Source organism: Paucisalibacillus algeriensis (genome assembly GCF_000577245.1).
Lineage (GTDB): Bacteria > Bacillota > Bacilli > Bacillales > Amphibacillaceae > Ornithinibacillus.
Genome location: NZ_CBYO010000022.1, coordinates 185,427 through 211,905, shown reverse-complemented (window position 1 = coordinate 211,905; position 26,479 = coordinate 185,427). Strand labels below are relative to the sequence as shown.

Here is a 26,479-nt window from a genome sequence, read left to right as displayed (position 1 = left end):
ATCCGTTATCCGTTCACGATTGTACCACCATTAACATGAATGACTTGTCCGGTTACATAACTAGAATCATCACTTGCTAAATAGACATATGCTGGTCCAAGTTCTTTTGGTTGTCCCATACGTTTCATAGGAGTACTAGAGCCAAATGAGTCCACTTGTTTAGCATTAAAGGTAGAAGGAATCAATGGTGTCCATATAGGACCGGGTGCAACAGCATTGACACGAATACCTTTCCCAACTAAGGAAGCAGAAAGGGAACGGGTAAAACTGGTTACAGCACCTTTTGTAGAACTATAGTCAATCAAATCTTTGTTTCCTTCGTAGGCAGTAATTGAAGTTGTATTAATAATGGTACTTCCCTTTATCATATAAGGTAGTGCAGCTTGGGTTAGATAAAACATTCCAAATATATTGGTTTTAAACGTATTTTCAAGCTGGAGCTTGGATATATTCAGAAAGTCGCTTTGAGGATGCTGCTCAGCTGCGTTATTCACTAGGATATCCATTTGATTAAACTTGTCGAGTGTTTGGGTGATTGCTTTTTTGCAAAATTCAGGATCCCCTATATCTCCGGGAATCAATAGGCATTTCTGTCCGGATTCCTCGACTAATTGCTTTGTTGCTTCTGCATCGCTATCTTCATCTAAATAGACAATTGCGACGTTGGCACCTTCTTTTGCAAAGTGGACACTTATAGCACGTCCAATACCACTATCGCCGCCTGTAATGAGGGCAGTTTTTCCTTTTAATTTACCACTACCTTGATAGTTTTTGCTTATATATTCTGGTTCAGGGTGCATAATGGATTCAATACCTGGTTGCTGCTTTTGTTCCTGGGGCGGTGGGGTCTTTGGTTCCTTGTTTGTAGCCACTTCAGAAAACCTCCTAAAATGAATTCGTTATCCATTTTTCCCTATTGTGTGGAATCCATGAGAAGAATATTGGAAAATGTATCTCTTAAGGGGATAGAAAAGTTGGTCTTTCCCAAAAGAAAAAGCCCTTAATCAGGACTTCAGTAGACATATTCATGAGCTGATGTAGCGCCTTGTTGATGGAGGAAATTATAAATATCGCGGTAAAATTTAATATCAATTTCACCAGCGATATATTTTTTTTGGTAGTAGTCTAATATGTCGTTTAATGTTTTAGGTGTTTCCTTACGGTTAGTTTCGTAGTCAGAAATTAATTCGTTTATTAGCATATCATATCCCCCTAAAAGAATCGCTTGTACGAAAGTATATGAATGGGAGGAGGGAATCATGACAAAAAGTTAGCATTTGCATAAATACGGAAATTTGTCTTCAATAGCTGAGGATTTTGTCTACATAAAAAAGAGAATGCCTGTAAGCATTCTCTACCTAAATTAATATTCAAATGACAATTCTGGTAATTCAATCGTTTTCAGAATTTGCTTCTGATCCATATCATATACTTTCATTGTATCCCAGGAGAAAGTGTAAATTGTATCATCTACAGAAACGATTCTCCTAATTTCAGAGAGCCATTCTGGGTGCTCTTTAAAATCTCCTTGGTGTGTGATGGTATCCATTAATTTAATTCCATTTGGTGTGATTTCGTAAAGTAGGGCGCCTTCAAAAATAACCTTGTCTTCTTCATAGGTGATATCCTTTTTCCTTACTGTCTTTGTCTCTGTAAGAACTGCAGGAAACCCAAACAAGTTTTCAGTTGGATGCTTAAATAATACTTTGTGATTATATAGTAATTCCGAATAGGACCATCCTTGACCAATTACTTCAGAGAACTTTTCTTTTGGATTGGTAGGGTCACTGACATCAAAGACAGATATTTTTATACCATCGGTTTGTACCCTTGGTTCACTATTACCTTCTTCTTCAATGAGTTTTGTGTTTTGTCCGAATCCGATGACATGATTTTCATCAAGCGGATGGAGGTAATTACTAAAACCAGGGATCTTTAGTTCACCTAAAACACTTGGATTCTCTGGATCCTCTAAATCAATTACAAATAAGGGATCGACTTCCTTAAATGTTACCATGTAAGCCACATTATCCATAAAACGAACACTGTAAATTCTTTCCCCTTCGGCAAGCCCCTCAACAGAGCCAAGTGGTTTAAGGTTGCTATCAAAGGTATATAAATTATTCGTTGATAGGTTTTCTTCATCCGTAGTTCCGTCTTTAGTGGTAGCCACTCGGAATGTGTTGTTTCGCTCATCCATCGCAAACTGGTTAATAAGGGTGCCATTAACCAATGTAGAAGCATTGTATGTCAGTGTACCGTTATCTACGCTAAATTGCGTGATTTCAGTATCAACATCTTGCGGGCGCCAAATCGCAATATCCATGGCAGGTTCACTTGTTTCTGCTTCTTTGGATTCTGTGTCGGTTTCTTCTAGTTCCTTATACTTATTAACTGCTACATAGAGATTGTCATGTGACATATAAATTTGATTAGATGCACCTAGATAGGTTTCCATATTTGCTTCTTTTTCCATATCGTTTAGATCAATAGACGTTAACATAAGAAATTGTTCTTCTTTACTCTCCGGGAAGAAATACATATCCTCAAAGTCTACAGGCGTACTAGCTTCACTTACGGCTGTATCTTTTATAAATGGTCTTACCTCTACATCCTCTTCTGAACGTAAAATGTGATATGGTGGGTGTTCGTTAGCGATTACATATAGATAACCATCGAGGATTCTAGATGTATTATAACTTCCTTCTTGACTTACTTCGCGAACCTGCTTTGGTTTACTTGGATTCTTGATATTGTAGAATAAAATAGTTGTTTGATTATAATAAATTGGTTCTGGGATCCCAATTTCACCTTTCAATTCTGATTCTTCCACTTCACGTAGGGGTTCAGATTTTTGCCCAATCGTAATTAATAAATCATCTTGTACATAAATTTCTTGTGGATAAAAATTGTCAATCTTGATTTGACTGAGTATGGAACTTTTTTCTTTATCTGTGGAAGTAATAATGATGTCTCCATCGCGGACAAAGAAAATAGATTTGCCATCTGTTTTGATAATGTCTGCTTCACCAATACCTTCAACTTGAACATTTGTAGATGAAGTTCCATCTCCTCCAGCAGAACTATCATTCGATGACTCAGCAGTTTCCATGGCAGCATCTTCATTTGCATCGCTGCTAAATAGGTTAAAACCTGCACGATCTTCTCTCATCCGTTCTTTTAATAGCGTTACAAGTTGTTTTTGATCTTTAATTGACGGTAAATTAGCCATAGCAGTAAAGTTATGAGTAAATGTTTTAGGTAGCTTTTCGCCACTAGCGGTTAGAACTTCTTTCGTAATAATAATTTCGTATTCCTCATCGAGTTTATACCCTTCAACTGGTGCTCGTAGAGTTAGAACTGTAAAAGAATCATTCCACTCCATTTCAGTTGCGATTTGCACGCCGTCTTTGCTTTCAACCATAACAGTATCGTGTGTAAAGGTGTCTGGATCCATTGGTTCGGAGAAATGAACGGTCCAGTCCTTGTTTGCTAGAACAAAGCTTGTTGCAGAAGGAATCTCCGCGGTAATCTTATTGGAGAAACCAAAGAATATTATTGCCCAAACCCCTGCAATCAAGAGGATACTAACTAACCCAATCTTTTTATACAATTTGTTCACCCCATTTTAATAAAGGAAAATTTGTCCTTTATCGATAAGACGGATTGAGTAAAAAATATGTTTCAAATACGGGAAAAGGGCTTACATTAAATCATTCGACAAAAACTGGCAAAAACCGGGAAGTGACAGACGCCAATTAAAAAAACTCGGGGAGTTGTTCCCCCGAGTTTATTTAAATGATTTATTCAAGAAGAATAGTGCTAGTGTTCCTGGACCAGCGTGGGCACCAATTGCCGATCCAACGTATTCGATGACAAAATCCTTTGTGCCGAATTTCTCTTTGATCATTTCTGCTAGCTTTTCAGCCCGTTCTAAATCATCACCATGGCTAATTCCAATTACTTGATTTTCAAAGTTGCCACCACGTTCTTCCATAATCTCAAGCATTCGACCTAATACTTTTTTCGATCCACGCATTTTTTCAAGTGGAATTAGTTTACCCTGTTCCACATGAAGAATTGGTTTAATGTTAAGTAAAGTACCAACAAAAGCTGCTGTTTTACTAACTCGTCCACCACGTTTAAGATACTCTAAATCATCTACAGTAAAGATATGCTCCATATGTAGTGCGCGATTTTGTGCATCCTCAATTATTTTATTTTTACTTCTTCCTTCGTTGGCCATTTTAGCTGCATTCAGTACAACTAGACCATACCCAATAGAAGCACATTTTGTATCAATAACATGAATGTCAGCATCTGGGTATTCTTCTTTTACTTCGGCTTCCATCATTTTTGCTGTTTGATATGTACCTGATAATTCAGATGAAAATGCTAAGTAAATTAAAGTTTGTTTATTCTTTGCATACTCGGTGAAAATATTCTTAAACGTCTGTGGTGAAACTTGGGATGTTTTTGGAGATTTACCCTTTCTCATTGCATCGAAAACATTTTTTGGTGTAATATTGATGCCATCTTCATAATCTTTATCATCTAGATGAACTGTTAAAGAGACCATTTCCATGTCATACTTAGAAAAGTAATCTCTTGTCAGGTCACTTGCTGAATCAGCCATAATTTTAATACTCATCTCGATTCACCCTCAATCCTCTGAAATAATTATATTATGTTTAGTTTATAGCTATAATGGGTTATAGTCAAAACAATTGTAATAAAAAAGGAGACTGCCATGTTTTTAATAGAGGCTAAGCGAATTATAGTTGTCATACTTGGATCGCTACTAAATGCATTATCGTTAAATTTATTCCTAGAAAGTGCCAATGTATATGCCAGTGGTTTCACTGGTACGGCACAATTAATTTCAAGTGTCTTTACTGATTTTGTCGGAATCAGTTTATCCACAGGTATTCTACTATTCCTTCTAAATATTCCAGTATTCATATTAGGGTGGTTTAAGGTTGGGAAGGGCTTTACCATTTATAGTATTATTTCTGTAATATTTTCTTCCATATTTCTACAATTTTTACCGATAATCCAGTTATCAGAGGACATCATTTTAAATGCAGTGTTCGGTGGGCTTGTTGCTGGGGTTGGTGTTGGCATGACACTTAAGGTTGGTGCTTCAACAGGAGGAATGGATATTGTGGCAATGTACTTATCTCGTCTGAATGACAAGCCACTTGGGGTTTATTTTATCTCCTTGAACGCTATTATTATCGCATTGGCAGGCATATTATATGAACCTGAGAATGCTTTATATACCATGGTGGCGCTATATGTAACTACGCGAGTAATCGATGCTATTCATACTAGATTTAACAAGTTAACTGCCATGATTGTGACACGTAAAGCAAAAGAATTGCAGCAGGCTATTCATGGTACAATGGTTCGTGGTATTACTATTTTGCCGGCTGTAGGTGCCTATACAAATGAAAATAAACATATGCTTTATTTGGTTATTACACGCTATGAATTATACGATTTAGAAAGAATTATTAAGGAAGTGGATCCAGACGCATTCACAAATATTGTACAAACTACAGGTATATTTGGTTTCTTTAGAAAGGAATAGGGGATTTTTATTATGAAGAAAATCATCATTGTCATAGGATTATTGTTATTATTATCGGCATGTGGAAACGAAAAGGAAAAGGAAGCATCTGTATCCAAAACAAGTCCAGATGTATATGCAAAATTTCAAAATATTGATATTCAAATAGAGCAAAAACAAGCACGTATAGTCGGAGATGCAAATGCCTCAGGTAATGAATTTTATTATCAAGTTGAACAAGGGGAAAAAACACTGAAAACAGAAGAAATGGTTAAGGTAGGAAGTGAATGGGGAGACTTTGAAATAATAGTTGAAATTACGGATGAAATGGAACAAGCAGATGATATTGTTATTGTCCACATGTACACCAAAGATGAAGAGGGTAGTATCATAAACCCTAACTATGTGCCGTTGGACCTTGACATAGAACAAGAATAAAAACAAGGATGGGAGTTGCAAAATCCCCATCCTTGTTTTTTATTAATAACCGTGTATTTCAAAAACTTCTTTAACTCTTGGGGTAACCTCGTCCCATTCTGCATCGAAGCTTTTATTTACTGTAATGAAGTTTTGATAACCAAAGACATTGTCAACGCCTTCTAATTTCATTAAGTCATTCATTATTTCATGCTCACTTGTGTCACCAGGCATAACAGAAATACTGTTTGTGCCTTGAAATATAAGCTTGTCTGTTGTAAATTTAATAGCATTTGGATTCGGTGTACCTTCAGCTCTAACTGCCATTTTTCTACCTCCCGTGAATCTTCTTCTTTTATATCTATATTAGCAGAAAAGCATCGGATAAAAAAGGAAAATACGAAAAGTTGTTCTTATTATTGAAAACAAAAATAAAAGGTGCTCCAACTAGGAGCACCTTTTATGTGCTTGTTTCATCAGTAATACCGTTCCATCCAAAGAATGAATTGGCTATTACCATAACAAGATTTTTTCCTGAGGAATATGGAGGTTAGCTAAGTTTCTGTTGCTCAAGCTGCTGCTGTAACTGTTGTAACTGTTGCTTTTCCTCACCGGTTGCATCTTGCATTGCAGCTTGGATAGCATTTTGAGCTGCTTGTTTATCCTGCTCATTTGTTCCACCTGCAAGATTATTTGTAAATTGGGTTACAGCATCTTTTGCTTGTTGAAATAAATTGTTCTGCATTTAGAATCCTCCTACTGTATGATTATCTGCTTCTTCCTGTTTTCGTTCTGCCTCTGTGAAGGTAGAACGATATGGAAATTTTTCAGCATGTTTCTTTACAGCGTCTGCGCTTTGTTGGCTAAATCTTCTCGATTTACTCCCTTTGGCCAAGACGATTCCTCCCTTTATGCAGGTGGGAAAGGTATGATACTTTCCTATCTGCCAAGAAAAAAAGTGAACGTTTTTATCCGTTCACTTGTAGTATGGAAAAGTTCAGCTTATTTTATTGAAGGTAAAATACGGTATGGATGGCAGAAAGGAATAACAAACTTTTCTGTATAAGAAAAACTTAGCCATATAATGTCTTAGTTTTCTAACATTTACCTAACATTTGCTTTAAGATTTAAATATTCTTCTAAAAAGACTCCAATTCCATGTTCTTCGTTTGTAACCGTTACATGTTTCGCGATGTTTTTAAGTGGTTCAATTGCATTGCCCATCGCAACACCTACACCAGCATAGTCAATCATTTCTAAGTCATTGTCTTCATCACCAAAAGCGATTATACGATCCTCAGGTATTTGGTAGTAATGTGCAATCTTTCGTAGGCCAACTGCTTTGTTAATTCCTTTTTTTACTATTTCAATGATGTTCCATGGTGCACCCCATTTGCGATGTTCGATTACCTCGGCATGGAACTCGTCTAAATGGTCACGGAGAGTGTGGATGTGTTCTTCTTTCGGATGGATTAATAAGGATGTTGGATCATCGTTTAATTTACTTTTCAAACTTCCAATAACAAATGGAGTATCATCTGTTGTTTGATAAAAGATATCAATAATTTCTTGACTATATTTATCAAGATAGACATTGTCTTTGACTTCAGCTAATACATTATATACATCTAAATCATAACAAGCTTGAACGATGTTTAATGCTGTACGCTTTGACATTGGGTTATGAAGCATATCCCATTTTTTGTCTACTGGATGATGGATTAATGCACCATTAAAGTTAACCATTGGTGTTTGTAGACCAAGCTCCTTGTAGAACTGAATACTTGCACGATGTGGTCGACCTGTCGCTATGACAACAATATGGCCTTCATCCATTGCTTTTTGTAAAACTTGCTTATTTTTCGCACTAATTTCTTTAGCATCGGAAAGTAACGTACCATCCAAATCTAAAGCGATTAAATGTTGTTTTGGCATTTTTATTTTCACCTCGTATGACCTAGTTTATTAGTGTTTGCAAGATATGTAAAGGATTATAACGTAAAAAATAGTTAAATTAGTTTAACTATTTTTTTAAAAGGATTATCATATAATTAATATAAATTTATTTTACAGATGAGAGGATTATACAGAATGATTGGAATTTATAAAGAGAAAATTGGTGGGGTACCAAGTCTTATAGTTGTAGATAAAGCCTATGAAAAACAGGCTCTTCCAACAGTATTTTATTTTCATGGAATTACGAGTGCAAAGGAACATAATTTGACTCAGGGCTATTTACTGGCGGAAAAAGGATTTCGTGTGGTGTTACCGGATAGTATGTACCATGGAGAAAGGGAAGTTGGCGATATTTCAGAGGTGACCTATTACTTGTTCCAAATCGTTTTACAGAATGTGAAGGAATTAAATGACATGAAGGAAGACCTTGAAACCCGAGGTCTTATTCTCGATGGAAGAGTCGGGGTTGCGGGAACAAGTATGGGTGGAATCACAACAGCTTCAGCACTTTCTCAATACCCATGGATCAAGACTGCTGCTATTTTAATGGGTTCTCCAAAACTATCGACATTTGCTAGGGAGCTTGTAGATGTTTACGCAAAAACAGGAAAGCTTCCATTAACCGATGAAGAAATAAATCAATTATATGATACCTTAACATTATATGATTTGTCGTTACAAGCAGAAAGGTTATCGGACAGACCGGTACTATTTTGGCATGGGGATAGCGATCCAGTTGTACCATTTGCACATTCCCATAGCTTTTATGAATATGCGAAGAAAATATACTCGAATCCTAATCATTTAAAATTTATTAGAGAAAAAGGAAGAGGACATAAAGTAAGCAGATATGCTACTTTAGAAACGGTTAAATGGTTTGTCCGGTACCTGTGATTTAAATCATTTAAAAATACTCAAAAATATGTTTAAATGAAGATATGATGAAAGAAGGAGGTAATACCATGGATGAAGCGTTAAAAGAAAATCTCATGGGTGCTCTTGAAAATGTTATCGACCCCGAGCTAGGTATTGATATTGTTAACCTAGGATTAATATACGATGTTGATTTAGATGACGAGGGCGTTTGTGTTGTAACAATGACATTAACAGCAATGGGTTGCCCATTATCAGCACATATTGAAGCCGATATAGGGCGTGCATTATCCGATATTCCAGAAGTAAAAGAAACAAGAACAAATATTGTTTGGGATCCACCATGGGGTAAAGACAGAATGTCTCGCTATGCGAAAATAGCATTGGGAATTCCAGATTGATTATAAACCGACTGATAATCACAGTCGGTTTTTTTATTTTCTCAGATATTTTAGCTCACAAAGTTCATATTAATATTCTACTTGGTAAAATTAGTCACCTCCTTATAGGCATCTGAATAGTCTATTTTGTGAGGAGGTCGAACAACATGAAACATAAACATATGTACGATTTATGTAAAAGCCATATGCATTCTTATGTGTTAGCAGAGCTTGAGGACGGATCTAATTTTGATGGAATTATTACAGGATTAGATGAAGAATATGTTTATTTCGCTGTACCAATTGATAATGAAGTCACTTCACAAATGATGCCAAGTATGAGCGACCAGCGTCAATTTGGGTGGTATGGTTATGGTGGTTATCCTGGGTATGGCTTTCCAGGTTATGGATTTTATGGCTATCCGCGCCGTCGTTTTAGAAGACTTGTTTTACCTTTAGCAGCACTTGCTGCATTAAGTGTGTTACCGTGGTATTAAACTGTGCTTTTTAGGTGGATTAGAAAGTAATAAAATTTTTCATGTCTAGATAAATGCACTATTGTCTGGAAAAAGAGTAGCCAGGTTTTCTAAAACATAAGTAAACCCTTGCCAATTAAAGTTAGGCAAGGGTTTCTAAGTTATTATACAAGTTATTGTCCTTTTTTCTCGCGTAGTATGCCATCTCCAAGAATAAAAATAAAGATAGAGAAAATTGCTGCCATTACTAAAGTAGCTACTAGGTCTAATGTTGCACCGGCCATACTTGATAATACGTAAGAAAGTACAAACGTTACTAAAACTGCCCAAAAAATTGTAGCAAGATAACGCATTATGTAACACTCCTATTCTTTTTGAAAAAAATATCATAATTTCCTTTATTAAGTTTACCAAATCAATACATAAATTAAAAGTATTTCTTCATAGTTTACATAGAAAGGAGGAAAGTAAAGTGACAATTCTTATTCAAAATTGTTTTCATTGGATTGGTTATCATTATGTTAATTTTTTACTGGAAAAGGGTATAGTGGTAAAAGGTGTAGACAAGATCGATACAGAGAAGAAGGAAAATCTATATATGTTCATTGGTCGAAATAGCTCATTTGAATTAATGGATTCTCCAAAAAATAATAAAGCTAAAATTGCGATTGTCATTGGTGATTGTAATTCGGCGGCGCCCTGTATTGATGCGGAGAGAATCTTTCAACTTGATGTAAATGGTTTGAAGAATAAGATAGATAATGCAACTATTATAAAGGCACCGTTACTTTTTGGAGAATGGATGGACATGACAGAAGAGGGACTCGTGACAGGGGAAAAAATAATACGCTTTGATTCTGTAAAATTCCAATCGGAATCAGTTTACATTGGAGACTTTGTTAAAGCAACCTACCCAGTGCTGAAATTACCTCCTAATTCTTCCAATATTACTGTATTCTCAAAAAAAATTTTCTTAAATGAGTCTGTCAAACTTGAAAATTCTATTTATATTCGTGACAATGTACCTATAGAGGATAGAATGAAAAAGGTATTGACTCATTATCGACGCTATAAGAAATTTTATTAACGCATTGTATTTGAATGGAGTGCACAGACTTGAGGAGAAGATTTATCTTGGTTATATTAATTGGAATACTGTTTGCAAGCGGGTGCGCACAACAAGAGCAAGATAACTTACTAAAAGTAGGTATGATTTTAGAAGGTGAAGTTAACGAGAAACCCTGGAATGAAAAAGGGTATGAAGGGTTGCTTGAAATTGAAGAAGAACTAGGCGTTGATATTGAAATAAGAGAAAATGTTTATGCTGATGTGGAAATTTCCAAAGCAGTAAGTGAACTCGTCAACGAAGGAGTTAATCTAATTTTTGGCCATAGCAGTATATACGGTGAGAGATTTTACCAACTTGCAAAAACATATTCTGATGTTCATTTTGTATATTTTAATGGTAATTATTATAGTGAAAACCTTACGAGTTTAACTTTCAATTCCCATGCAATGGGCTTTTTTGCTGGTATGATTGCAAGTCAGATGTCTAAATCAAATCAAGTTGGAATTATTGCAGCTTATCAATGGCAACCAGAGATAGAAGGATTTTATGAGGGTGTTAAGTATCAAAATCCAGATACAAATGTGAATATGGAATTTATTTATGATTGGACAGAAAGTGAAGTGGCACTGCAAGCCTATAACAGGATGAAATTAAAAGGTGTAGATGTTATATACCCAGCTGGGGATGCCTTCAGTGAGGAAGTAATAAAAAATGCGGGAAATGATGGTTTATACGCAATTGGTTTTGTATCAGATCAAATAAACATTGAACCTGAAACTGTATTAACCAGTACGGTTCAACACGTTAATCGACTATATTTGCTTGCTGCAGAGAAATTTAACGAAGGTACATTAGATGGTGAGATTTTATCATTTGATTTTAAGGATGACTATATTACATTAGGTAAGTATAGTTCAGAGGTTCCAACATATTTTCAAGAGAAACTAAACGCTTCAATTGAAAAGTATAAAGAAACTGGCTTGCTTCCTAATCAGTACTAGGGAGAAATAACTTTTTTATTTCTTCCTTAGAAACTTACCTCTTGCAAGTCTTTCTTTTTTGCATTAAAATTAGTACCAAGTCATAATATTTGATAATAACTTTAAGTTAAGGGGATGTATATAGATGGGTGTAGGAGTTTTAGGAGTAGGTCATTATGTACCCACTAATATTGTAACGAATAGTGATTTAGAAAAAATTGTTGATACTAGTGATGAATGGATTCGTACCCGTACAGGTATTGAGGAAAGAAGAATAGCCGAGGATGATATGAATACATCCGAGATGGCATACCATGCATCTTTAAGTGCAATGGAAGATGCAGGTGTTAACCCAGAGGATCTTGATTTAATTTTAGTAGCTACAGTTACTCCGGACACACCTTTCCCATCCATTTCTTGTATGTTACAAGAGAAACTGGGTGCATGGAATGCTGCCGCGATGGATGTGAGCGCTGCTTGTGCTGGATTTATGTATGGAATGATAACCGCAAAACAGTTTATTGAAACAAAAGTGTATAAGCATGTTTTAGTTGTAGGTGCCGAGAAGTTATCGAAAATTACAGATTGGTCAGACCGTAACACATGTGTCTTATTTGGTGACGGTGCTGGAGCAGCTGTAATGGGAGAAGTTTCGGAAGGTAAAGGAATTTTATCGTTTGAGCTTGGAGCAAATGGAGCTGGTGGAAAGCATCTATATCAAAAGGATGATGGCTTTATTACAATGAACGGTCGAGAAGTGTTTAAATTCGCTGTCAGACAAATGCCAGAATCATCCCTAAATGTTATTGAAAAGGCTGGATTACAAAAAGAGGATGTGGATTATTTAGTTCCACACCAAGCAAATATTCGTATTATGGAAGCTGCTATGGAAAAACTGGGCATCTCTGAGGATAAAATGGCTAAGGTCATCAATAAATATGGTAATAATTCCTCAGCGAGCATACCTATGGCTTTATCAGAGAGTGTTAAAGATGGTAAAATTAAGGAAGACGATGTAGTTGTTCTGGTAGGATTTGGAGCAGGTCTTACATGGGGAGCGGTAGCATTACGCTGGGGTTGCTAATAAATTTCAGCAATTGCAATGGTTTGTTCCCGAAAAAATCATTATTTAAATTTAGGAGGAATACCGAATCATGTCGGAAAGAAGAGTAGTAGTAACTGGGCTTGGAGCAGTAACCCCAATTGGTAATGATGTTCAAACCATGTGGGAAAGTCTTCTTGCTGGAAAGTCTGGTATAGATTTTGTTACACAAGTAAATAAGGATGAATTCCCAGCGAAAGTTGCAGCAGAGGTTAAAGATTTTGATCCAACTTTATACGTGGATAAAAAAGATGCACGAAAAATGGATCCATTTACACAATTTGCTGTTGCTGCTTCAAAAATGGCTTTACAAGATGCAAAACTGGAAGTTAGTGAGGACATTGCCCATCGAGTGGGAGTGTGGATTGGATCTGGAATTGGTGGTATGCAAACCTATGAAGAACAGTTCCGAAAGTTTATGGAAAAAGGACCTAAACGTGTTAGTCCATTTTTCGTACCAATGATGATTCCAGATATGGCTGCTGGACAAGTTTCCATTCAAACAGGAGCTAAAGGGATCAACTCTTGTTCGGTAACAGCTTGTGCATCTGGGGCAAACTCAATTGGAGATGCATTTAAAGCTGTTAAGCGTGGTGATGTAGATTATATTATCGCAGGTGGAGCAGAAGCACCGATTACGAACATGTCATATGCAGGATTCTCTGCAATGAAGGCTTTATCCTTTAACGAAGATCCAAAAACAGCAAGTCGCCCATTTGATAAAAATCGTGATGGATTTGTTATGGGTGAAGGATCCGGAATCTTGATTTTAGAAACATTAGAAACAGCTTTAGAACGAGGTGCGCATATATATGCTGAGATTGTTGGCTATGGGGCAACAGGAGATGCATACCATATCACAGCACCTGCTGAGCATGGTGAAGGTGCAGCAAGAGCTATGCAACATGCACTTGAGGATGCTGGATTAAAACCAGAAGATGTAGACTACATCAACGCTCACGGTACTAGTACCGATCTAAATGATAAATATGAAACAGAAGCAATCAAAACAATCTTTGGAGAGCACGCATATAACCTAGCTGTTTCGTCAACAAAGTCAATGACTGGTCACCTGCTTGGGGCAGCTGGTGGAGTGGAGGCAGTAATTGCGGTTAAAGCAATTGAAGATAGTATCGTTCCACCAACCATTAACTACGAAACTCCAGATCCGGAATGTGATCTAGATTACGTACCAAATGAAGCAAGAAAGCAAGAAGTGAATGTTGTAGTAAGTAACTCGCTAGGCTTTGGTGGTCATAACGTAGCACTTATTTTTAAGAAATATGAATAAAATATTATAATTGAAAGGCTGACCTTGACTAAGGTCAGCCTTTTATAATTGGGTTGGGATATTAAGAATCATGGATTGTAGATCATGATGAGCCAAAAACAGGTACCGTTGTGTCTTTGATGCAGGAGCATGAACTCAAACCTGCTAACCATAAGCGCCCATGGCCAAGTAACATGCGCCCAAACATATAAACCATATGATCATATTCGGGAACCATCAACCGTTATTTAATACCAAGTCGCCGCTACAACACATATCTTCTTTTGAAAATCTATTCTCTCTATCATTTCTATCATTTTTCCTAATACACTAGCATATACATGAAAATAAACTTTAGGACAAGCATAGGTGGTAGAAAAGATGGGCTATATTTTTTTGTTTTTAATAGGATTTGGACTTGCTGTTACTGGTGGGGTGACACTAATTTCCTATATGAACTTTTTACCGGCAGGTGTGTCATGGGCTGAATACTTTTTATTTGTAAGTGGACGGTTGGAATGTTATTTTTTGCCGATTGGTTTATTAATTATGACTTTTGTTATCTATACATCTCCGTTTAAGCCTTGACCAGTTAATTTGCGCTCTCTCGAATAAAATTTTAAATGATGGTCATAATGTATTTTAAAGCGTATGTTCAAAAATTATGGTATTACTGGTAATTTTTGAACAACCTCGAATGTTTCATTTTGGGAGTGAGGGGTGTTGTATGTTATATTTACACGATGTTTGGGTGAACTGGTTTGAAGGAGAAGAAAACGGTTATAATGTTTGTTATTTTCATGAATGGCGTAAAGACGACGGTATCGAATTACTTGACCAAGTACCATTAATCTACATAACAGAATCGCTTTATCAATATATTGAAAATGATATGCACGATTTACCACAAGGCTTACTAGATGCTATTTATAAACGTGCATATACTCGTAAAGGTCAGGAGCGTTCTGTAGTTGAATACGCATGCATTATAACAGATGGAAATGACATTTTAGCAATTGACACAATAGGTTACCGTATTCCAATTCGAAAAAGTCGGTTAATCCCAAGGCAAGAACAATTAGTTTATGAAATGATTGAAAAGACAAAAGCCCAAAGCTTCGGCTTCGATGATTCTAATTATGTAAAGGAATATCATATGTTATCGATGTCTCCTAACCTTGTATTTGGTTTAACTAGAAGAGAGAGACAAGTAAAGCAATTATTAATGATGGGATTAGACCAGCTTCGTACATCTAATAATATTGGAGAGTTACGTTATTGGTTAACGGAATGGGACCCAAAAAAGTATCCTGATATTCGTTACATGGATGAAGAAGAGGTTTGGCAAGCTTTATATGATGGCGTCAAATATGGCTGGAGTCTGGCTCATGAGGAGCTTTGTGAAAAGTTAATTAAAGGGCAACCTTTCCTTGAAAAAATGTGGGAGCTTGAAAATAATTATGCAGAAGGTGCTTCAAAACAGAAATCGAAAAATCAGTGAGTATTTCTCACTGATTTTTTCTATTTCACTGAGTTTTGTACAATTAAACAACTGGAAGTAAGAAAGTTCTCCCGGAATGTAAGATGTTCACATGAAATTTGGAATGTTTCTATGTCAGTTAATTATTAAGATATTCGCTCAACTACAAAATACCATTTTATTGATGTCTTGTTTTTCGAATATAAGTAGAAATTATAACTCCACCCAAAATAAAGATTGGACCATCATACTTACGTTTAAACAGTATAAAAAATAGACTCGAGATCACTTGAATGAAACCGAGCCTTTAAAAAAATATTTCATGTGTACCTTTATTGTCCACTGATTTTACTTTTTCACTCGTCCAAGTCCCATTGCTTTTTTTGCTTTTTGAATAGTTTTATTTGCAATTAGTGAGGCTTTTTCAGCACCTTCATCAAGGATATCGTCTAACTTACTTGATTCTAAGATCTCATAATAACGGTCTTGGATTGGTTTTAGGACGGCAATAACTGCATCAGCCACTCCTTGCTTAAAATCTCCATATCCTTTACCTTTATATTTAGTTTCCAACTCTGTAATTGATTCACCAGAAAAAGCAGAGTGGATATCTAATAAATTGGTTACACCAGGCTTGTTTTCTTTATCGTATTTTACGATACCTTCAGAGTCTGTCACAGCACTTTTTATTTTCTTTTCAATTTGTTTTGGGTCATCAAGCATAAAGATTGATGCTTTTACATTCTCATCTGATTTGCTCATTTTCTTAACTGGGTCTTGAAGTGACATAATACGTGCGCCCACTTTTGGAATGCTAATCTCTGGAATAGTGAAGACTTCTAGAAATCGGTTATTAAAACGTCCAGCTAGGTCGCGTGTTAGTTCTAAGTGTTGCTTTTGGTCATCACCAACTGGTACTAAGTTTGCTTGATATAATAAGATATCTGCAGCCATTAAGGATGGGTACGTGAAAAGTGCTGCTGAAACAGCTTCCTTACCTTCAGATTTATCCTTAAATTGTGTCATGCGTTCTAGTTCACCCATGTAGTTAATCGATTGCATCATCCATCCTAACTGTGTATGGGCAGGAACTTCTGATTGGATGAATAATGTTGCTTTGTTAGGGTCAATTCCTGCCGCTAAATATAATGCTGCCAAAGACCGGATGTTATTACGAAGTTTTAAGCGGTCCTGTGGAACAGTAATGGCATGTTCATCAACAATACAGAAAAAGCAGTTATGTGTGTTCTGTAGCTCGACAAATTGACGGATTGCACCAATATAGTTTCCGATTGTTAAAGAGCCACTAGGCTGGATACCTGAAAAGATTGTTTTCATGAATAATCACTCCTTTATTTTTGGACAATAAAAAAAGCCCATTTATCCCCTAATAGAAGGGACGAATGAACCGCGTTGCCACCCTAATTATCTTAAAACAATAAGATCACTTCATTATAATTAGCTCCAAAGTCCAATTCCATTTTACCTTGATGCTTGTTCTCACCAGCCACAAGCTCTCTAAAAATCAGAGGGTAAAAGTACTACGCCTTTTTCATTGCTAACGATATTGATTTTTTATTATTATATATAGTCCTTTCCGGAAATGCAAGTGAGAAAACTAATTTAGGGTGGGGAGCCTAATGAAGGATAATTTTACTGCCTAACAAGTAGCATTCATATTCACGCTGTTTTTGTGGAACAATACCTATGATAGTTTGGAAATAGAGGAGGCTTCATAGATGGAAAAGGAAATGAATTATGGTAGTGATTATAAATATATTCCTACAACTTCTGTAGGAAGTGGAATGGGGATTCAAGTATTACCAGATTTATACTATCATACAATCCAAATTGTTAACATCAGTTTAATAGGAAATCCAGAAACACAAGAATTTGTATTAGTTGATGCAGGTATGCCTGGTTCTGCAGATACCATTATTTCAATTGCCGAGGAACGTTTTGGTAAGAACAGTCGTCCTAAAGCTATCATCTTGACACATGGACATTTTGATCATGTCGGAGCAATTATAGATTTAATTAAGCATTGGCAAATTCCTGTCTATGCACATGAATTAGAAATGCCTTTTTTAACGGGGAAAAAAAGCTACCCTAAGCCAGACCCAACTGTTGAGGGTGGTATGGTAGCAAAAATGTCGCCAATGTTTCCGATTGAACCTATCAACTTAAGAGATAGTGTAGAGGCCCTGCCTTCTGATGGAACTGTCCCACACATGCCCGAGTTTCATTGGATCCATACACCTGGACACACCCCGGGTCATGTATCATTGTTTCGGGATAAGGACAGGGCATTAATTGCTGGGGATGCTTTTATAACTGTAAAACAAGATTCGCTATATAAAGTTTTAACTCAGCAACAGGAAATAAATGGTCCACCGAGATATCTAACAACCGATTGGAAAGCTGCGAAGGAATCGGTGATTAAATTAGAAGCGTTAAAACCAACTGTTGCCGTTACAGGTCATGGATTACCTATGACTGGTCATTTACTCTCCGAGAGCTTAGAAAAGTTAGTACAAGAATTTGATCATATTGCTGTTCCAGACTATGGAAAATATGTCGATGATAATTTACATTAAAAGATATAAAAGCCTTATCATAATAAATGATTGGGGCTTTTTCTTGTCGATAGAAAGGTAATAATCTTTTCCTACCGCTATAAGAGAAATTAACCCAGGTATTTCTAAACTTATATTTTATCTCCGATTCCAAAAACGCATTTGACCAATTGCAGTAACAAAGTCCCTTTCAAAGTTTGGATTATTAGCGGCAAACACAACACCTGCTAAATTATTATTATTGGAAGTCTGTATAAACGACTGCCCCGTTGTAGCAACACCAATTGGTTTATATTGTTTATAGGCCTCATGTATGAAATTTGTTACATCTGAATTGAATCTTTCTTGATTGCTAGCACTTCCACCCACTATATAGAGTGAATCAACTAGGTACGGGCTTAATGTTAGAAAGATATCGTTGACTTTAAGTTTAGTACCATCTGAACCTGTGACAGTACCAAGCTTTTCACTTATGACTACAACAAAAATGCCTTGTTGTTGTAATGCAGTGAGTACACTGGTTACTTCCCTCCCATTAAATCCATTGCCAACCAGTACACCTACTTTTTGCGTTACTGCATAACGAGGTGTATTAAATTGACTGAGAGAAGGATAACTAATTGATACAGGTACATGAGAACCACTTGGAGGATTAACACCAATATTATCGGCAACAATTGTAGCTAGTTCTTTATCTACATTGGCCAATAAATCGACATTTTGCTGGCGAACTGATTCACTTTTTACTTTCCCAAGCTGATAGATGAACGCTTCTATTGTGTGTTGCTTTTCAATAGGTGTTATGCTATTCCAAAATATTCTAATTTGTGAAAAGTAATCTTTGAATGAATCGCTTCTAGCACGTATAACGTGTCCTTCTACTTTCTTAGGATAGGATTCATAACCGCCTTCCTCTGGTGGTACTGTATATGGTGTGTTATTTGCTAAAGAATTTTGATGATAGTTTACCTCATCTACGTCAATTCGCTGTCTCATAAAACCTCTACGCGTGTTGTTATGAAATGGACAAAGTGACCGGTTAATCGGTAATTCATCATAATTAGCACTGCCAAGTCGGTGTTGCTGTGTCTCTCTATAGGCCATTAACCTTCCTTGTAGGACAGGGTCATTGGAAAAATCAATTCCAGGAACGACATTCCCTGGATTAAATGCGACTTGTTCAGATTCTGTGAAGTAATTTTGAATGTTTCGGTTTAATGTCATCTTGCCAATAATTTGAACTGGGACGAGTTCTTCTGGCCAAAACTTAGAAGGATCTAAAACATCAAAATCAAATTTAAACTCATCCTCCAATGGAATGAGCTGGACACCTAATTCATATTCCGGGTAAAAACCTTTGTCAATTGCTTCTCTCAGATCTTTTCGGTGAAAGTCAGGGTCAATTCCACCAATTTTAATTGCTTCATCCTGAGTCAGGGAATGAACACCGAGGACAGGCTTCCAAACATATCTCATAAATGTTGCTTTCCCTTGTTCATTAACAAATAAGTACGTATTAATTGACCACGATTCCATCATACGATAGCTTCTTAAAATACCACGGTCAGACATAATCCATGTCACCATATGAAGTGACTCTGGATTGTTGGCTACATAATCCCAAAAATGGTCGTGTGCACCGGTAGCAGTTGGTATATCATCATCCTGCTTCGACTGATACGCATGCATCGCATCTGGAAACTTCATCGCGTCTTGATTAATTAATACTGGCATTGCTATCGTTGTCAAATCAAGATTTCCTTCTTCTGTATATAGTTTAACGCCCTGACAACGTAAATCCCTAGCCGTATCATAGGAACCTTTAGGGCCTTGTACGGTAGAGAAGCGGATTGTTAAAGGCGTCTTTTTTCCTGCTTCTGATAAGAATTTTGCTCTTGTCACATGTTTCATGGACTTGTAACTTTCAAATTCACCATGTGCACTATAACCCCTTGCATGAACTACTCTTTCTGGTATTTCTTCATGGGCAAAATGCGCCATTTTTTCAAAGAACTCATAATCTTGCCTTAAGGAAGGACCTCTCACGCCAGCTTTTAATTGATCTGTATCCTGTGATCTTTTTTTTCCTTGCAATGTCGTCATTGGTTTCCCGGTATTTTGTATTCGGAACTGATCTAATTGCTCCTGTTTCGGATCAGTAGGAGGCTTTTGGTTTCTTGATGACTTATCATCCATGTGTAATCACCCATCCTAAATTTTTTATAAAAATTGCCATTTATATTCTATGCCTCATACCTGGTACTTATTACATATTTATAGATAAGTAGAAAATGGTGGCCGAATGCATTTTTCTTGGTATGAATTTTTGCTAAATGGCAGAAGATAATAATGACTTAGGAAAGTCAAGATTTGTTTTGCCTTATATGGAATTGAAAGTGGAGGTGAAATTGTAATGGACACGTTAAAAAGAATAGCTTTAACTTTAGTAATAATTGGCGCGATAAATTGGGGACTAATTGGACTTTTTGATTTTGATTTGGTCGCAACGCTTTTTGGTGGCCAAGATGCGTTATTCTCTAGAATTGTCTATTCTTTAGTTGGACTAGCTGGATTGTTGAGTATTCCTTATTTATTTGAACCAGCAAGAGAAGATAATAATACAGCAACAGGTAGATTGAATTATGGTACTGAGTTTGCGGAAGAAGAAGACTTTTCAAGAGTTAATAAAGAAGACAAAGATCTATAGTAAAAGTAGAGCTGTACATCTGTATAGCTCTACTTTTTTTGTATCGTGGATTACACTGATCAGTAAAGAAAACGAACAATAGATTAAACACTATTTCCTTTTCAGTTGGATAAATATTACCGGTCTTGCTTAACCTAAGAAAAAATTTATGAATAGGGGAATTATTATGGCAAAAAAGAATAAGTTTGCAGATTATTTAACTGGAATCGCAACTAATTTAAAAGAGTCTGCTGATTATTTCTCTGACTACAAGGTAAAATCCGAAAAGGATTTAGCTATCTTTACGAATAAAATGAAAGAATATGAACATAAAGGCGATGAAATAGTTCATCAGGTTATTAAGGAACTTAATAATACATTTATAACTCCAATAGAACGTGAAGATATTTTATATTTAGCCAATTCTATGGATGATGTATTGGATGGTTTGGAGGAGTGTGCAGCATTATTTGAGATGTATAATGTTACCGATATTAATCCATATATGCTTGAGTTTGTGAAAGAAATTAAATTATGCTCTTATGAAATATTAGATTCAGTTGAACTGTTAACAACCAAAAAGTATAAGGCTATACGGGAAAAAGTCATCAAAATTAATGCTATGGAATCTAAATGTGATGTCATTGAACGGGAGTCGATTAAGAATTTATTTCTAACAGAGAAAGATCCTATTCGGATTATACAATTTAAAGAAATTTATGAGAGTTTTGAGGATATTGCGGATGCGTGTGAAATGGTTGCGAATACACTTGAGACAATTATCATGAAGAATGCTTAAAGGAGCTGAATGATGGATAGTATATTTTTAATAACAGTACTTATCGTAATATTTGCTCTGACTTTTGATTTTATTAATGGATTTCACGATACTGCTAATGCAATTGCTACATCTGTTTCAACAAAAGCATTACGACCACGTCATGCAATTATTTTGGCAGCAGTAATGAACTTTGTAGGTGCAATGACATTCACAGGAGTAGCTAAAACGATTACAAAAGATATAGTCGATCCATTTACTTTGCCAAATGGCTCACTAGTTATACTGGCGGCATTAATTGCTGCAATAACTTGGAATTTAATTACTTGGTATTATGGTATACCTAGCAGTTCCTCCCATGCATTAATCGGTTCCATTGCTGGTGCAGCTATTGTAGCTGCTGGTTTTTCTGAGCTTCAGTGGGGAGGGTTCTTAAATATTCTTGCTGCATTGATTATTTCACCGATTTTAGCTTTTGTTGCAGGGTATATTGTATATACCATTATTAAGACAATATTCAGAAATGCAAATTTAGCTAAAACCAATCGTAATTTTCGTATAGTGCAAATAGCTACAGCGGCTGTCCAATCCTACTCTCATGGTACAAATGATGCGCAAAAGGCAATGGGGATTATTACATTGGCGTTAATGGCAAATGGCTACCTTTCGACACATGAGGTACCATTCTGGGTTCAATTAGCCTGTGCAACGGCAATGGGTCTAGGAACTTCAGTAGGTGGATGGAAAATAATTAAAACTGTTGGTGGTAAAATAATGAAAATACGTCCTGTTAATGGCGTAGCTGCTGATATAACGGGTGCGTCTGTTATCTTTGGAGCAACATTGATTCATTTACCAGTAAGTACGACACATGTAATTTCATCATCCATTATGGGGGTTGGAACTGCCCATCGTGTGAAAGGGGTAAATTGGGGGACAGCGAAGAATATGTTAATTACTTGGGTTATTACATTGCCAATTTCCGCAACTTTAGCAGGCTTGGCTTATGTAATCCTATCCTTTTTTATGAGCTGATAAAGATTACGGGTATTCTGCATGAGAGTATTGAATACCTCTTTTTTAGGGATAGGAATGGTTACCCAATTACACATGAATATCCCATTATACAATACATCTTATAATTGTCCTTTTAATCCCTCCTTTAAGCTCTTGCACCAACTAAAAAATATTTTGGGATTGCACCAATTAATTCACTTAGTTTGCTATTCTGTGAAAATACTATTCAATCTATGAAAATATGTATAAGTTACAAAATTTTGGAAATAACTATTCTTAGAGATTACTTCGTCTTAATACGAAGAAAAAAACTAAGAGGTGAATGATTTGAAGAAATATGGTTTTCTAAGTTTAATAGGAGTTCTTTTAGTTGCAGCACTTGTATTCCTATTCATTAATGATGAGGACTCACCAGAGAACGAAACCAATCAAGCTAATCAGGAAAAAAATAAAGAACCAGATACAGTTCAAGTGTTTGAGGAATCAATCGAGGTTTTTGCAACTGATGACGGCAATATTAATGCTAATAAACTTTTCATTCCTTGGACGATTAACAAAACGGCAGGTACATTCTATTTAAGTCAACGTGATGGAACTGTAGTAGAAATTGATGGTGACTTTGGAATAGTAGATGTACAAGATGTTGACTTATCCGAAGAGATTTTCCATAAAGGAGAGGCAGGATTTCTTGGTTTTGCGTTAGCTCCAGACTTTGAAGAATCTAAGGAAGCATTTGCTTATCATACTTATGATAAGGATGGGAAAATTTTGAACCGTATCGTTTCACTAGTGCTTGATGGATCCACATGGAAGGAACAAGAGGTAATTTTTGATAATATTCCAGGTGGGGAAAAGGATACTGGTGGTAGAATTTCGATTGGACCTGACGAAAAGCTATATGTTACTACTGGTGATGTTGGTCAAAATGAATTAGCGCAAGATTTAGATAGTCTGGCTGGTAAAATTTTACGTATGGAACTAAATGGCGACATACCTTCTGACAATCCATTTAAAGATTCTTATGTATTCTCTTATGGACATAGAAATTCTCAAGGGTTTACATGGGATGATGATGGAAATATGTACAATTCAGAGCATGGTGAAGATGGTCATGATGAAATTAATCTAATTGAAGCAGGTAAGAACTATGGTTGGCCAGAGATTCAAGGAGATGAAGAGGCTGAAGGTATGGAAGCGCCATTGGTCCATTCTGGTGAAGCTACATGGGCACCATCCGGGGTTGGATTTAGTGATGGTAAACTATATATTGCTTCCTTAGCTGGTAAGAAGATTTTCACATATGATATAGCCACAGACACAACGGCAGATTTCTATGATGAAGCCGGAAGACTACGTGATGTATTCATAGAAGAAGATGCCTTATATGTTGTGACGAGTAACCATGACAGCCGTGGTGAACCAACGGATAAAGATGATCGTTTGATTCATATCCCATTAGTAGAGAAAACATCTGCTAATTAATTGGAAAGAGGTAATTGCATTACTAGCAATTACCTCTTTTATCTTTTATCTTACTTATTTTTGTTGATTAGTGACTCTAAATATTCAACTACAGCATTTATTTCCTCTTCAGATAAGCTTCCTTCGAACGGTGGCATATTTCCACTACCGTTCTTAACTTGTTCAATTAATTCTTCCTTTGTCCAATCGAGATTGCTAAGCTTCGGTCCATTATGACCACCAACACCCTCAGCACCATGACAAGCTAAACAGTTATTTTCATAAATTTTTAGCCCTTCTTGAACAACTGCGTCACCTTCAGGAGCTTCTGTCTGTCCTTGACTTTCTTCATTATCTGTATCTTTAAAATACGGTGATGAATTAATATCTTCCTCCGGTACATCTTCTAAGGTAGCATACTGTCCTTCTAACGAGAAGGTGTAAATTTTATCACCGTGCTGTGTGCCGGCAAGGGAGTTTCCTCCAGAGAATATGGAAATATATTGTTTTCCATCAACTTCATAAGTTATTGGTGGTGCATTCGCGCCAGCATCTGTCATAAATTCCCAAAGTTGCTCACCATTTGTTGCATCATATGCAATTATTCTTCCATCATTATGACCAACAAATACGAGATCTCCACTAGTGGTTAAAACGCCGCTATACGCCAGGTCATCCCATTGTTTTTGCCAAACAATTTTATTTGTTTTTACATCAATTGCTGTGACAGTTCCTCGGTTAGGAGCATTTTGAATTGGCTGCATAACACTACCTATCCAATTCTGTCCTTCTTTATATTCGTTTGCTTCATCGCCTTCATTATGTGCATAGGCGAAATATGTCCAGTTACCTAACACATAAAATAATTCCGTTTCAGGATTGTAAGCTGATGGTGGCCAGTTAGCACCACCTTGCGGGGAAGGTGTAATTGTAACTGGTTCATCCCAAAATGGTGTAAACAAATCTGCAATCTCATATTCAAAGTCTTCTCCGAGATCTTTTTTCGCCATCTCTTCTGTAATGGATTGAGGAACAAAGCTATCACCAACTGGATATGGCTGGGTAGCTGCCGTTTTCTGTCTTTCATCTTGTGGAACAGGCTTATCCTCTATTCCAATGAGTGGCTCACCATTCGTTCTATCCAGTAGATATACCCAGCCAGTTTTACCTGCCTGTCCAAGACCTTTTCTATTTTCTCCATCTATTTCTACATCAAATAAGATTACTGGATTTGGTGCATCTAGATCCCATATGTCGTGTTTAACTTCTTGAAAATGCCATTTGTAATCTCCTGATTCCAAATCTAAAGCCAAAATTGAGGCTGTAAATAGATTATCCCCAGCTCGATTACTACCATCAAAATCTGGTGAGGCATTCCCTGTTGAAAAGTAAATTGTGTTGAGATCCGGGTCAATAGCAGGTGTTTGCCATATTGGGGCTCCGCCTTTAAGCCATGCATCATTATCCTGTGGCCATGTATCATGCCCTACTTCGCCAGGGCCTGGAACCGTATACGTACGCCAAATCTCTCTACCCATATCTGCATCATAGGCTGCCAGATAGCCGCGAATACCATATTCACCACCTGCAACTCCAATATATACTTTATCGTCGTGATAAAGAGGAGCAGCGGTAATGGTATAACCCTTTTCCCAATCATCAACAGTTGTTTCCCAAACAACTTTTCCAGTTTTTTGGTCTAAAGCAACTAATCTGGAATCTAAGAGACCTACATAAACTTTTCCGTCTCCTAGTCCCACTCCACGGCTGATCCAGCCACAGCACGCTGTGTCTAAACCGTCAGCTAATTGGGGGACATATTCCCAAATGATTTCTCCAGTCGTTGCATCCATCGCTTGCACAACGTCAGCACCAGTAATATTAAACATAATGCCATCATATACAAGCGGAGTTGCTTCTGCAGAGTATTTAAACTCTAAACCAGAGCCTAAACTAGTCACCCACTCAAGTTTTAAATCAGCTACATTGGAAGTAGTGATTTTTTCTAATGTGGAGTATCTTCGATTGTACATGTCACCACCGTGTGTAATCCAATTCGTACTTGGTGGTTTAAGTAATTGTTCTGAAGAAAATTCAGGTGCTACCTCACCTTGATATTCCGAGTGTTGAACAGCGGTGTGATCTTCTTTTGGTGTTGGAGTAGATTCCGTCTCGTTGTTCTCAGCTGCTTGATCATTCTCGGCTTGATTTTCTCCAGCTGGAGGTTCAGTGGTGTGATCTTCTGCCATATTTTGAAAAGCTAAAAATCCAACTACTGTTAAAATAGCAACAGCAGCAATTACAATCCACATTTGTTTATCCATTTTCATACTCCTTTCTTAAGATATAACAGTTCTTCTGTAATTTGCCCGTATAATTACAAATT

General features: G+C 36.6%; 29 protein-coding genes and 1 other annotated feature. Of the genes, 17 read left to right on the top strand and 12 right to left on the bottom strand.

Annotated elements, in window-relative coordinates; genetic code table 11:
* Positions 1 to 5 precede the first annotated feature (5 nt).
* From TY11_RS17135 to TY11_RS17120, 4 genes are all read right to left on the bottom strand, one after another.
* The gene (locus tag TY11_RS17135) at positions 6 to 872 is read right to left on the bottom strand and encodes an SDR family oxidoreductase (protein ID WP_042149064.1); all 867 of its coding nucleotides are present in this window, start codon (positions 870 to 872) and stop codon (positions 6 to 8) included.
* Between the two features lie 140 nt (positions 873 to 1,012).
* The gene (gene yppF / locus TY11_RS17130; protein ID WP_042149061.1) at positions 1,013 to 1,201 is read right to left on the bottom strand and encodes a YppF family protein; all 189 of its coding nucleotides are present in this window, start codon (positions 1,199 to 1,201) and stop codon (positions 1,013 to 1,015) included.
* Between the two features lie 162 nt (positions 1,202 to 1,363).
* Positions 1,364 to 3,613, bottom strand: coding sequence for a beta-propeller domain-containing protein (locus TY11_RS17125; protein ID WP_052345879.1), 2,250 nt, complete (start codon positions 3,611 to 3,613; stop codon positions 1,364 to 1,366).
* 177 nt (positions 3,614 to 3,790) lie between these two features.
* A complete protein-coding gene (locus TY11_RS17120) occupies positions 3,791 to 4,651 on the bottom strand; it encodes a DegV family protein (RefSeq protein WP_042149057.1) in 861 nt (286 codons plus the stop codon).
* Between the two features lie 99 nt (positions 4,652 to 4,750).
* Between TY11_RS17120 and TY11_RS17115 the strand changes: the two genes are divergently transcribed.
* Complete coding sequence (locus TY11_RS17115) at positions 4,751 to 5,593, top strand: YitT family protein (protein ID WP_042149053.1); 843 nt, start codon at positions 4,751 to 4,753, stop codon at positions 5,591 to 5,593.
* A 12-nt stretch (positions 5,594 to 5,605) separates the two neighbouring features.
* On the top strand, positions 5,606 to 6,010 hold the full coding sequence (locus TY11_RS17110) for a lipoprotein (protein ID WP_042149051.1): 405 nt from the start codon (positions 5,606 to 5,608) through the stop codon (positions 6,008 to 6,010).
* Positions 6,011 to 6,052: 42 nt separating this feature from the next.
* On the opposite strand, the gene TY11_RS17105 is transcribed toward TY11_RS17110, so the two are convergent.
* The 3 genes from TY11_RS17105 to TY11_RS20715 all read right to left on the bottom strand — a co-directional run bounded on the left by TY11_RS17105 (position 6,053) and on the right by TY11_RS20715 (position 6,884).
* Entirely contained in the window at positions 6,053 to 6,316 is a 264-nt protein-coding gene (locus TY11_RS17105) for a NifU N-terminal domain-containing protein (protein ID WP_042149048.1), read from the bottom strand.
* Between the two features lie 223 nt (positions 6,317 to 6,539).
* The gene (locus TY11_RS17100; protein WP_042149045.1) at positions 6,540 to 6,734 is read right to left on the bottom strand and encodes a DUF3813 family protein; all 195 of its coding nucleotides are present in this window, start codon (positions 6,732 to 6,734) and stop codon (positions 6,540 to 6,542) included.
* A complete protein-coding gene (locus tag TY11_RS20715) occupies positions 6,735 to 6,884 on the bottom strand; it encodes a hypothetical protein (protein WP_176481878.1) in 150 nt (49 codons plus the stop codon). It lies immediately after the preceding gene.
* Between the two features lie 33 nt (positions 6,885 to 6,917).
* Here TY11_RS20715 and TY11_RS20515 point away from each other — a divergent pair, with 33 nt between their 5' ends.
* Positions 6,918 to 7,055, top strand: coding sequence for a hypothetical protein (locus TY11_RS20515; protein WP_155982727.1), 138 nt, complete (start codon positions 6,918 to 6,920; stop codon positions 7,053 to 7,055).
* A gap of 38 nt (positions 7,056 to 7,093) precedes the next feature.
* Here the strand turns inward: TY11_RS20515 and TY11_RS17095 are convergent, their stop codons facing one another.
* On the bottom strand, positions 7,094 to 7,924 hold the full coding sequence (locus TY11_RS17095) for a Cof-type HAD-IIB family hydrolase (protein ID WP_042149043.1): 831 nt from the start codon (positions 7,922 to 7,924) through the stop codon (positions 7,094 to 7,096).
* Between the two features lie 156 nt (positions 7,925 to 8,080).
* On the opposite strand from TY11_RS17095, the gene TY11_RS17090 reads away from it, so the two are divergent.
* The 3 genes from TY11_RS17090 (at position 8,081) to TY11_RS17080 (ending at position 9,695) form a co-directional block, all read left to right on the top strand.
* On the top strand, positions 8,081 to 8,839 hold the full coding sequence (locus TY11_RS17090) for a prolyl oligopeptidase family serine peptidase (protein WP_042149041.1): 759 nt from the start codon (positions 8,081 to 8,083) through the stop codon (positions 8,837 to 8,839).
* A 68-nt stretch (positions 8,840 to 8,907) separates the two neighbouring features.
* Entirely contained in the window at positions 8,908 to 9,219 is a 312-nt protein-coding gene (locus TY11_RS17085; protein WP_042149037.1) for a metal-sulfur cluster assembly factor, read from the top strand.
* Between the two features lie 146 nt (positions 9,220 to 9,365).
* Complete coding sequence (locus TY11_RS17080) at positions 9,366 to 9,695, top strand: hypothetical protein (RefSeq protein ID WP_042149034.1); 330 nt, start codon at positions 9,366 to 9,368, stop codon at positions 9,693 to 9,695.
* A 152-nt stretch (positions 9,696 to 9,847) separates the two neighbouring features.
* On the opposite strand, the gene TY11_RS17075 is transcribed toward TY11_RS17080, so the two are convergent.
* Positions 9,848 to 10,027 carry a YjzD family protein gene (locus TY11_RS17075; protein ID WP_042149031.1) on the bottom strand — a complete coding sequence of 60 codons (180 nt, stop codon included), beginning with the start codon at positions 10,025 to 10,027 and terminating at the stop codon, positions 9,848 to 9,850.
* A 119-nt stretch (positions 10,028 to 10,146) separates the two neighbouring features.
* Between TY11_RS17075 and TY11_RS17070 the strand changes: the two genes are divergently transcribed.
* From TY11_RS17070 to TY11_RS17045, 6 genes are all read left to right on the top strand, one after another.
* Complete coding sequence (locus TY11_RS17070) at positions 10,147 to 10,761, top strand: hypothetical protein (protein WP_042149029.1); 615 nt, start codon at positions 10,147 to 10,149, stop codon at positions 10,759 to 10,761.
* Positions 10,762 to 10,808: 47 nt separating this feature from the next.
* Positions 10,809 to 11,744 (top strand): BMP family ABC transporter substrate-binding protein, encoded by a 936-nt coding sequence (locus TY11_RS17065; protein ID WP_231495871.1) that lies wholly within the window; start codon positions 10,809 to 10,811, stop codon positions 11,742 to 11,744.
* Between the two features lie 124 nt (positions 11,745 to 11,868).
* Positions 11,869 to 12,807: a beta-ketoacyl-ACP synthase III gene (locus TY11_RS17060; protein WP_042149022.1), complete on the top strand. Its 939-nt coding sequence runs from the start codon at positions 11,869 to 11,871 to the stop codon at positions 12,805 to 12,807.
* Between the two features lie 70 nt (positions 12,808 to 12,877).
* A complete protein-coding gene (gene fabF, locus TY11_RS17055) occupies positions 12,878 to 14,116 on the top strand; it encodes a beta-ketoacyl-ACP synthase II (RefSeq protein WP_042149019.1) in 1,239 nt (412 codons plus the stop codon).
* A 360-nt stretch (positions 14,117 to 14,476) separates the two neighbouring features.
* A complete protein-coding gene (locus TY11_RS17050) occupies positions 14,477 to 14,683 on the top strand; it encodes a YuzI family membrane protein (protein WP_042149016.1) in 207 nt (68 codons plus the stop codon).
* 139 nt (positions 14,684 to 14,822) lie between these two features.
* Positions 14,823 to 15,596 carry a YjbA family protein gene (locus TY11_RS17045; protein ID WP_042149013.1) on the top strand — a complete coding sequence of 258 codons (774 nt, stop codon included), beginning with the start codon at positions 14,823 to 14,825 and terminating at the stop codon, positions 15,594 to 15,596.
* A 327-nt stretch (positions 15,597 to 15,923) separates the two neighbouring features.
* Here the strand turns inward: TY11_RS17045 and trpS are convergent, their stop codons facing one another.
* Complete coding sequence (gene trpS, locus TY11_RS17040) at positions 15,924 to 16,913, bottom strand: tryptophan--tRNA ligase (RefSeq protein WP_042149010.1); 990 nt, start codon at positions 16,911 to 16,913, stop codon at positions 15,924 to 15,926.
* Positions 16,914 to 16,967: 54 nt separating this feature from the next.
* Positions 16,968 to 17,140, bottom strand: a binding site (T-box leader).
* Positions 17,141 to 17,314: 174 nt separating this feature from the next.
* Here trpS and TY11_RS17035 point away from each other — a divergent pair.
* Positions 17,315 to 18,172 carry an MBL fold metallo-hydrolase gene (locus TY11_RS17035; protein WP_042149007.1) on the top strand — a complete coding sequence of 286 codons (858 nt, stop codon included), beginning with the start codon at positions 17,315 to 17,317 and terminating at the stop codon, positions 18,170 to 18,172.
* Between the two features lie 117 nt (positions 18,173 to 18,289).
* Here TY11_RS17035 and TY11_RS17030 read toward each other — a convergent pair whose 3' ends face one another.
* Positions 18,290 to 20,347 (bottom strand): catalase, encoded by a 2,058-nt coding sequence (locus TY11_RS17030; RefSeq protein WP_042149002.1) that lies wholly within the window; start codon positions 20,345 to 20,347, stop codon positions 18,290 to 18,292.
* A gap of 217 nt (positions 20,348 to 20,564) precedes the next feature.
* Between TY11_RS17030 and TY11_RS17025 the strand changes: the two genes are divergently transcribed.
* From TY11_RS17025 to TY11_RS17010, 4 genes are all read left to right on the top strand, one after another.
* Positions 20,565 to 20,858, top strand: coding sequence for a DUF378 domain-containing protein (locus TY11_RS17025; protein WP_042148999.1), 294 nt, complete (start codon positions 20,565 to 20,567; stop codon positions 20,856 to 20,858).
* Positions 20,859 to 21,024: 166 nt separating this feature from the next.
* On the top strand, positions 21,025 to 21,636 hold the full coding sequence (locus TY11_RS17020; RefSeq protein ID WP_369797421.1) for a DUF47 domain-containing protein: 612 nt from the start codon (positions 21,025 to 21,027) through the stop codon (positions 21,634 to 21,636).
* A 12-nt stretch (positions 21,637 to 21,648) separates the two neighbouring features.
* Positions 21,649 to 22,650: an inorganic phosphate transporter gene (locus TY11_RS17015; protein WP_042148996.1), complete on the top strand. Its 1,002-nt coding sequence runs from the start codon at positions 21,649 to 21,651 to the stop codon at positions 22,648 to 22,650.
* 309 nt (positions 22,651 to 22,959) lie between these two features.
* A complete protein-coding gene (locus TY11_RS17010) occupies positions 22,960 to 24,114 on the top strand; it encodes a PQQ-dependent sugar dehydrogenase (protein WP_042148994.1) in 1,155 nt (384 codons plus the stop codon).
* A 50-nt stretch (positions 24,115 to 24,164) separates the two neighbouring features.
* On the opposite strand, the gene TY11_RS17005 is transcribed toward TY11_RS17010, so the two are convergent.
* A complete protein-coding gene (locus TY11_RS17005; RefSeq protein WP_042148991.1) occupies positions 24,165 to 26,417 on the bottom strand; it encodes an outer membrane protein assembly factor BamB family protein in 2,253 nt (750 codons plus the stop codon).
* Between the last annotated feature and the right edge of the window lie 62 nt (positions 26,418 to 26,479).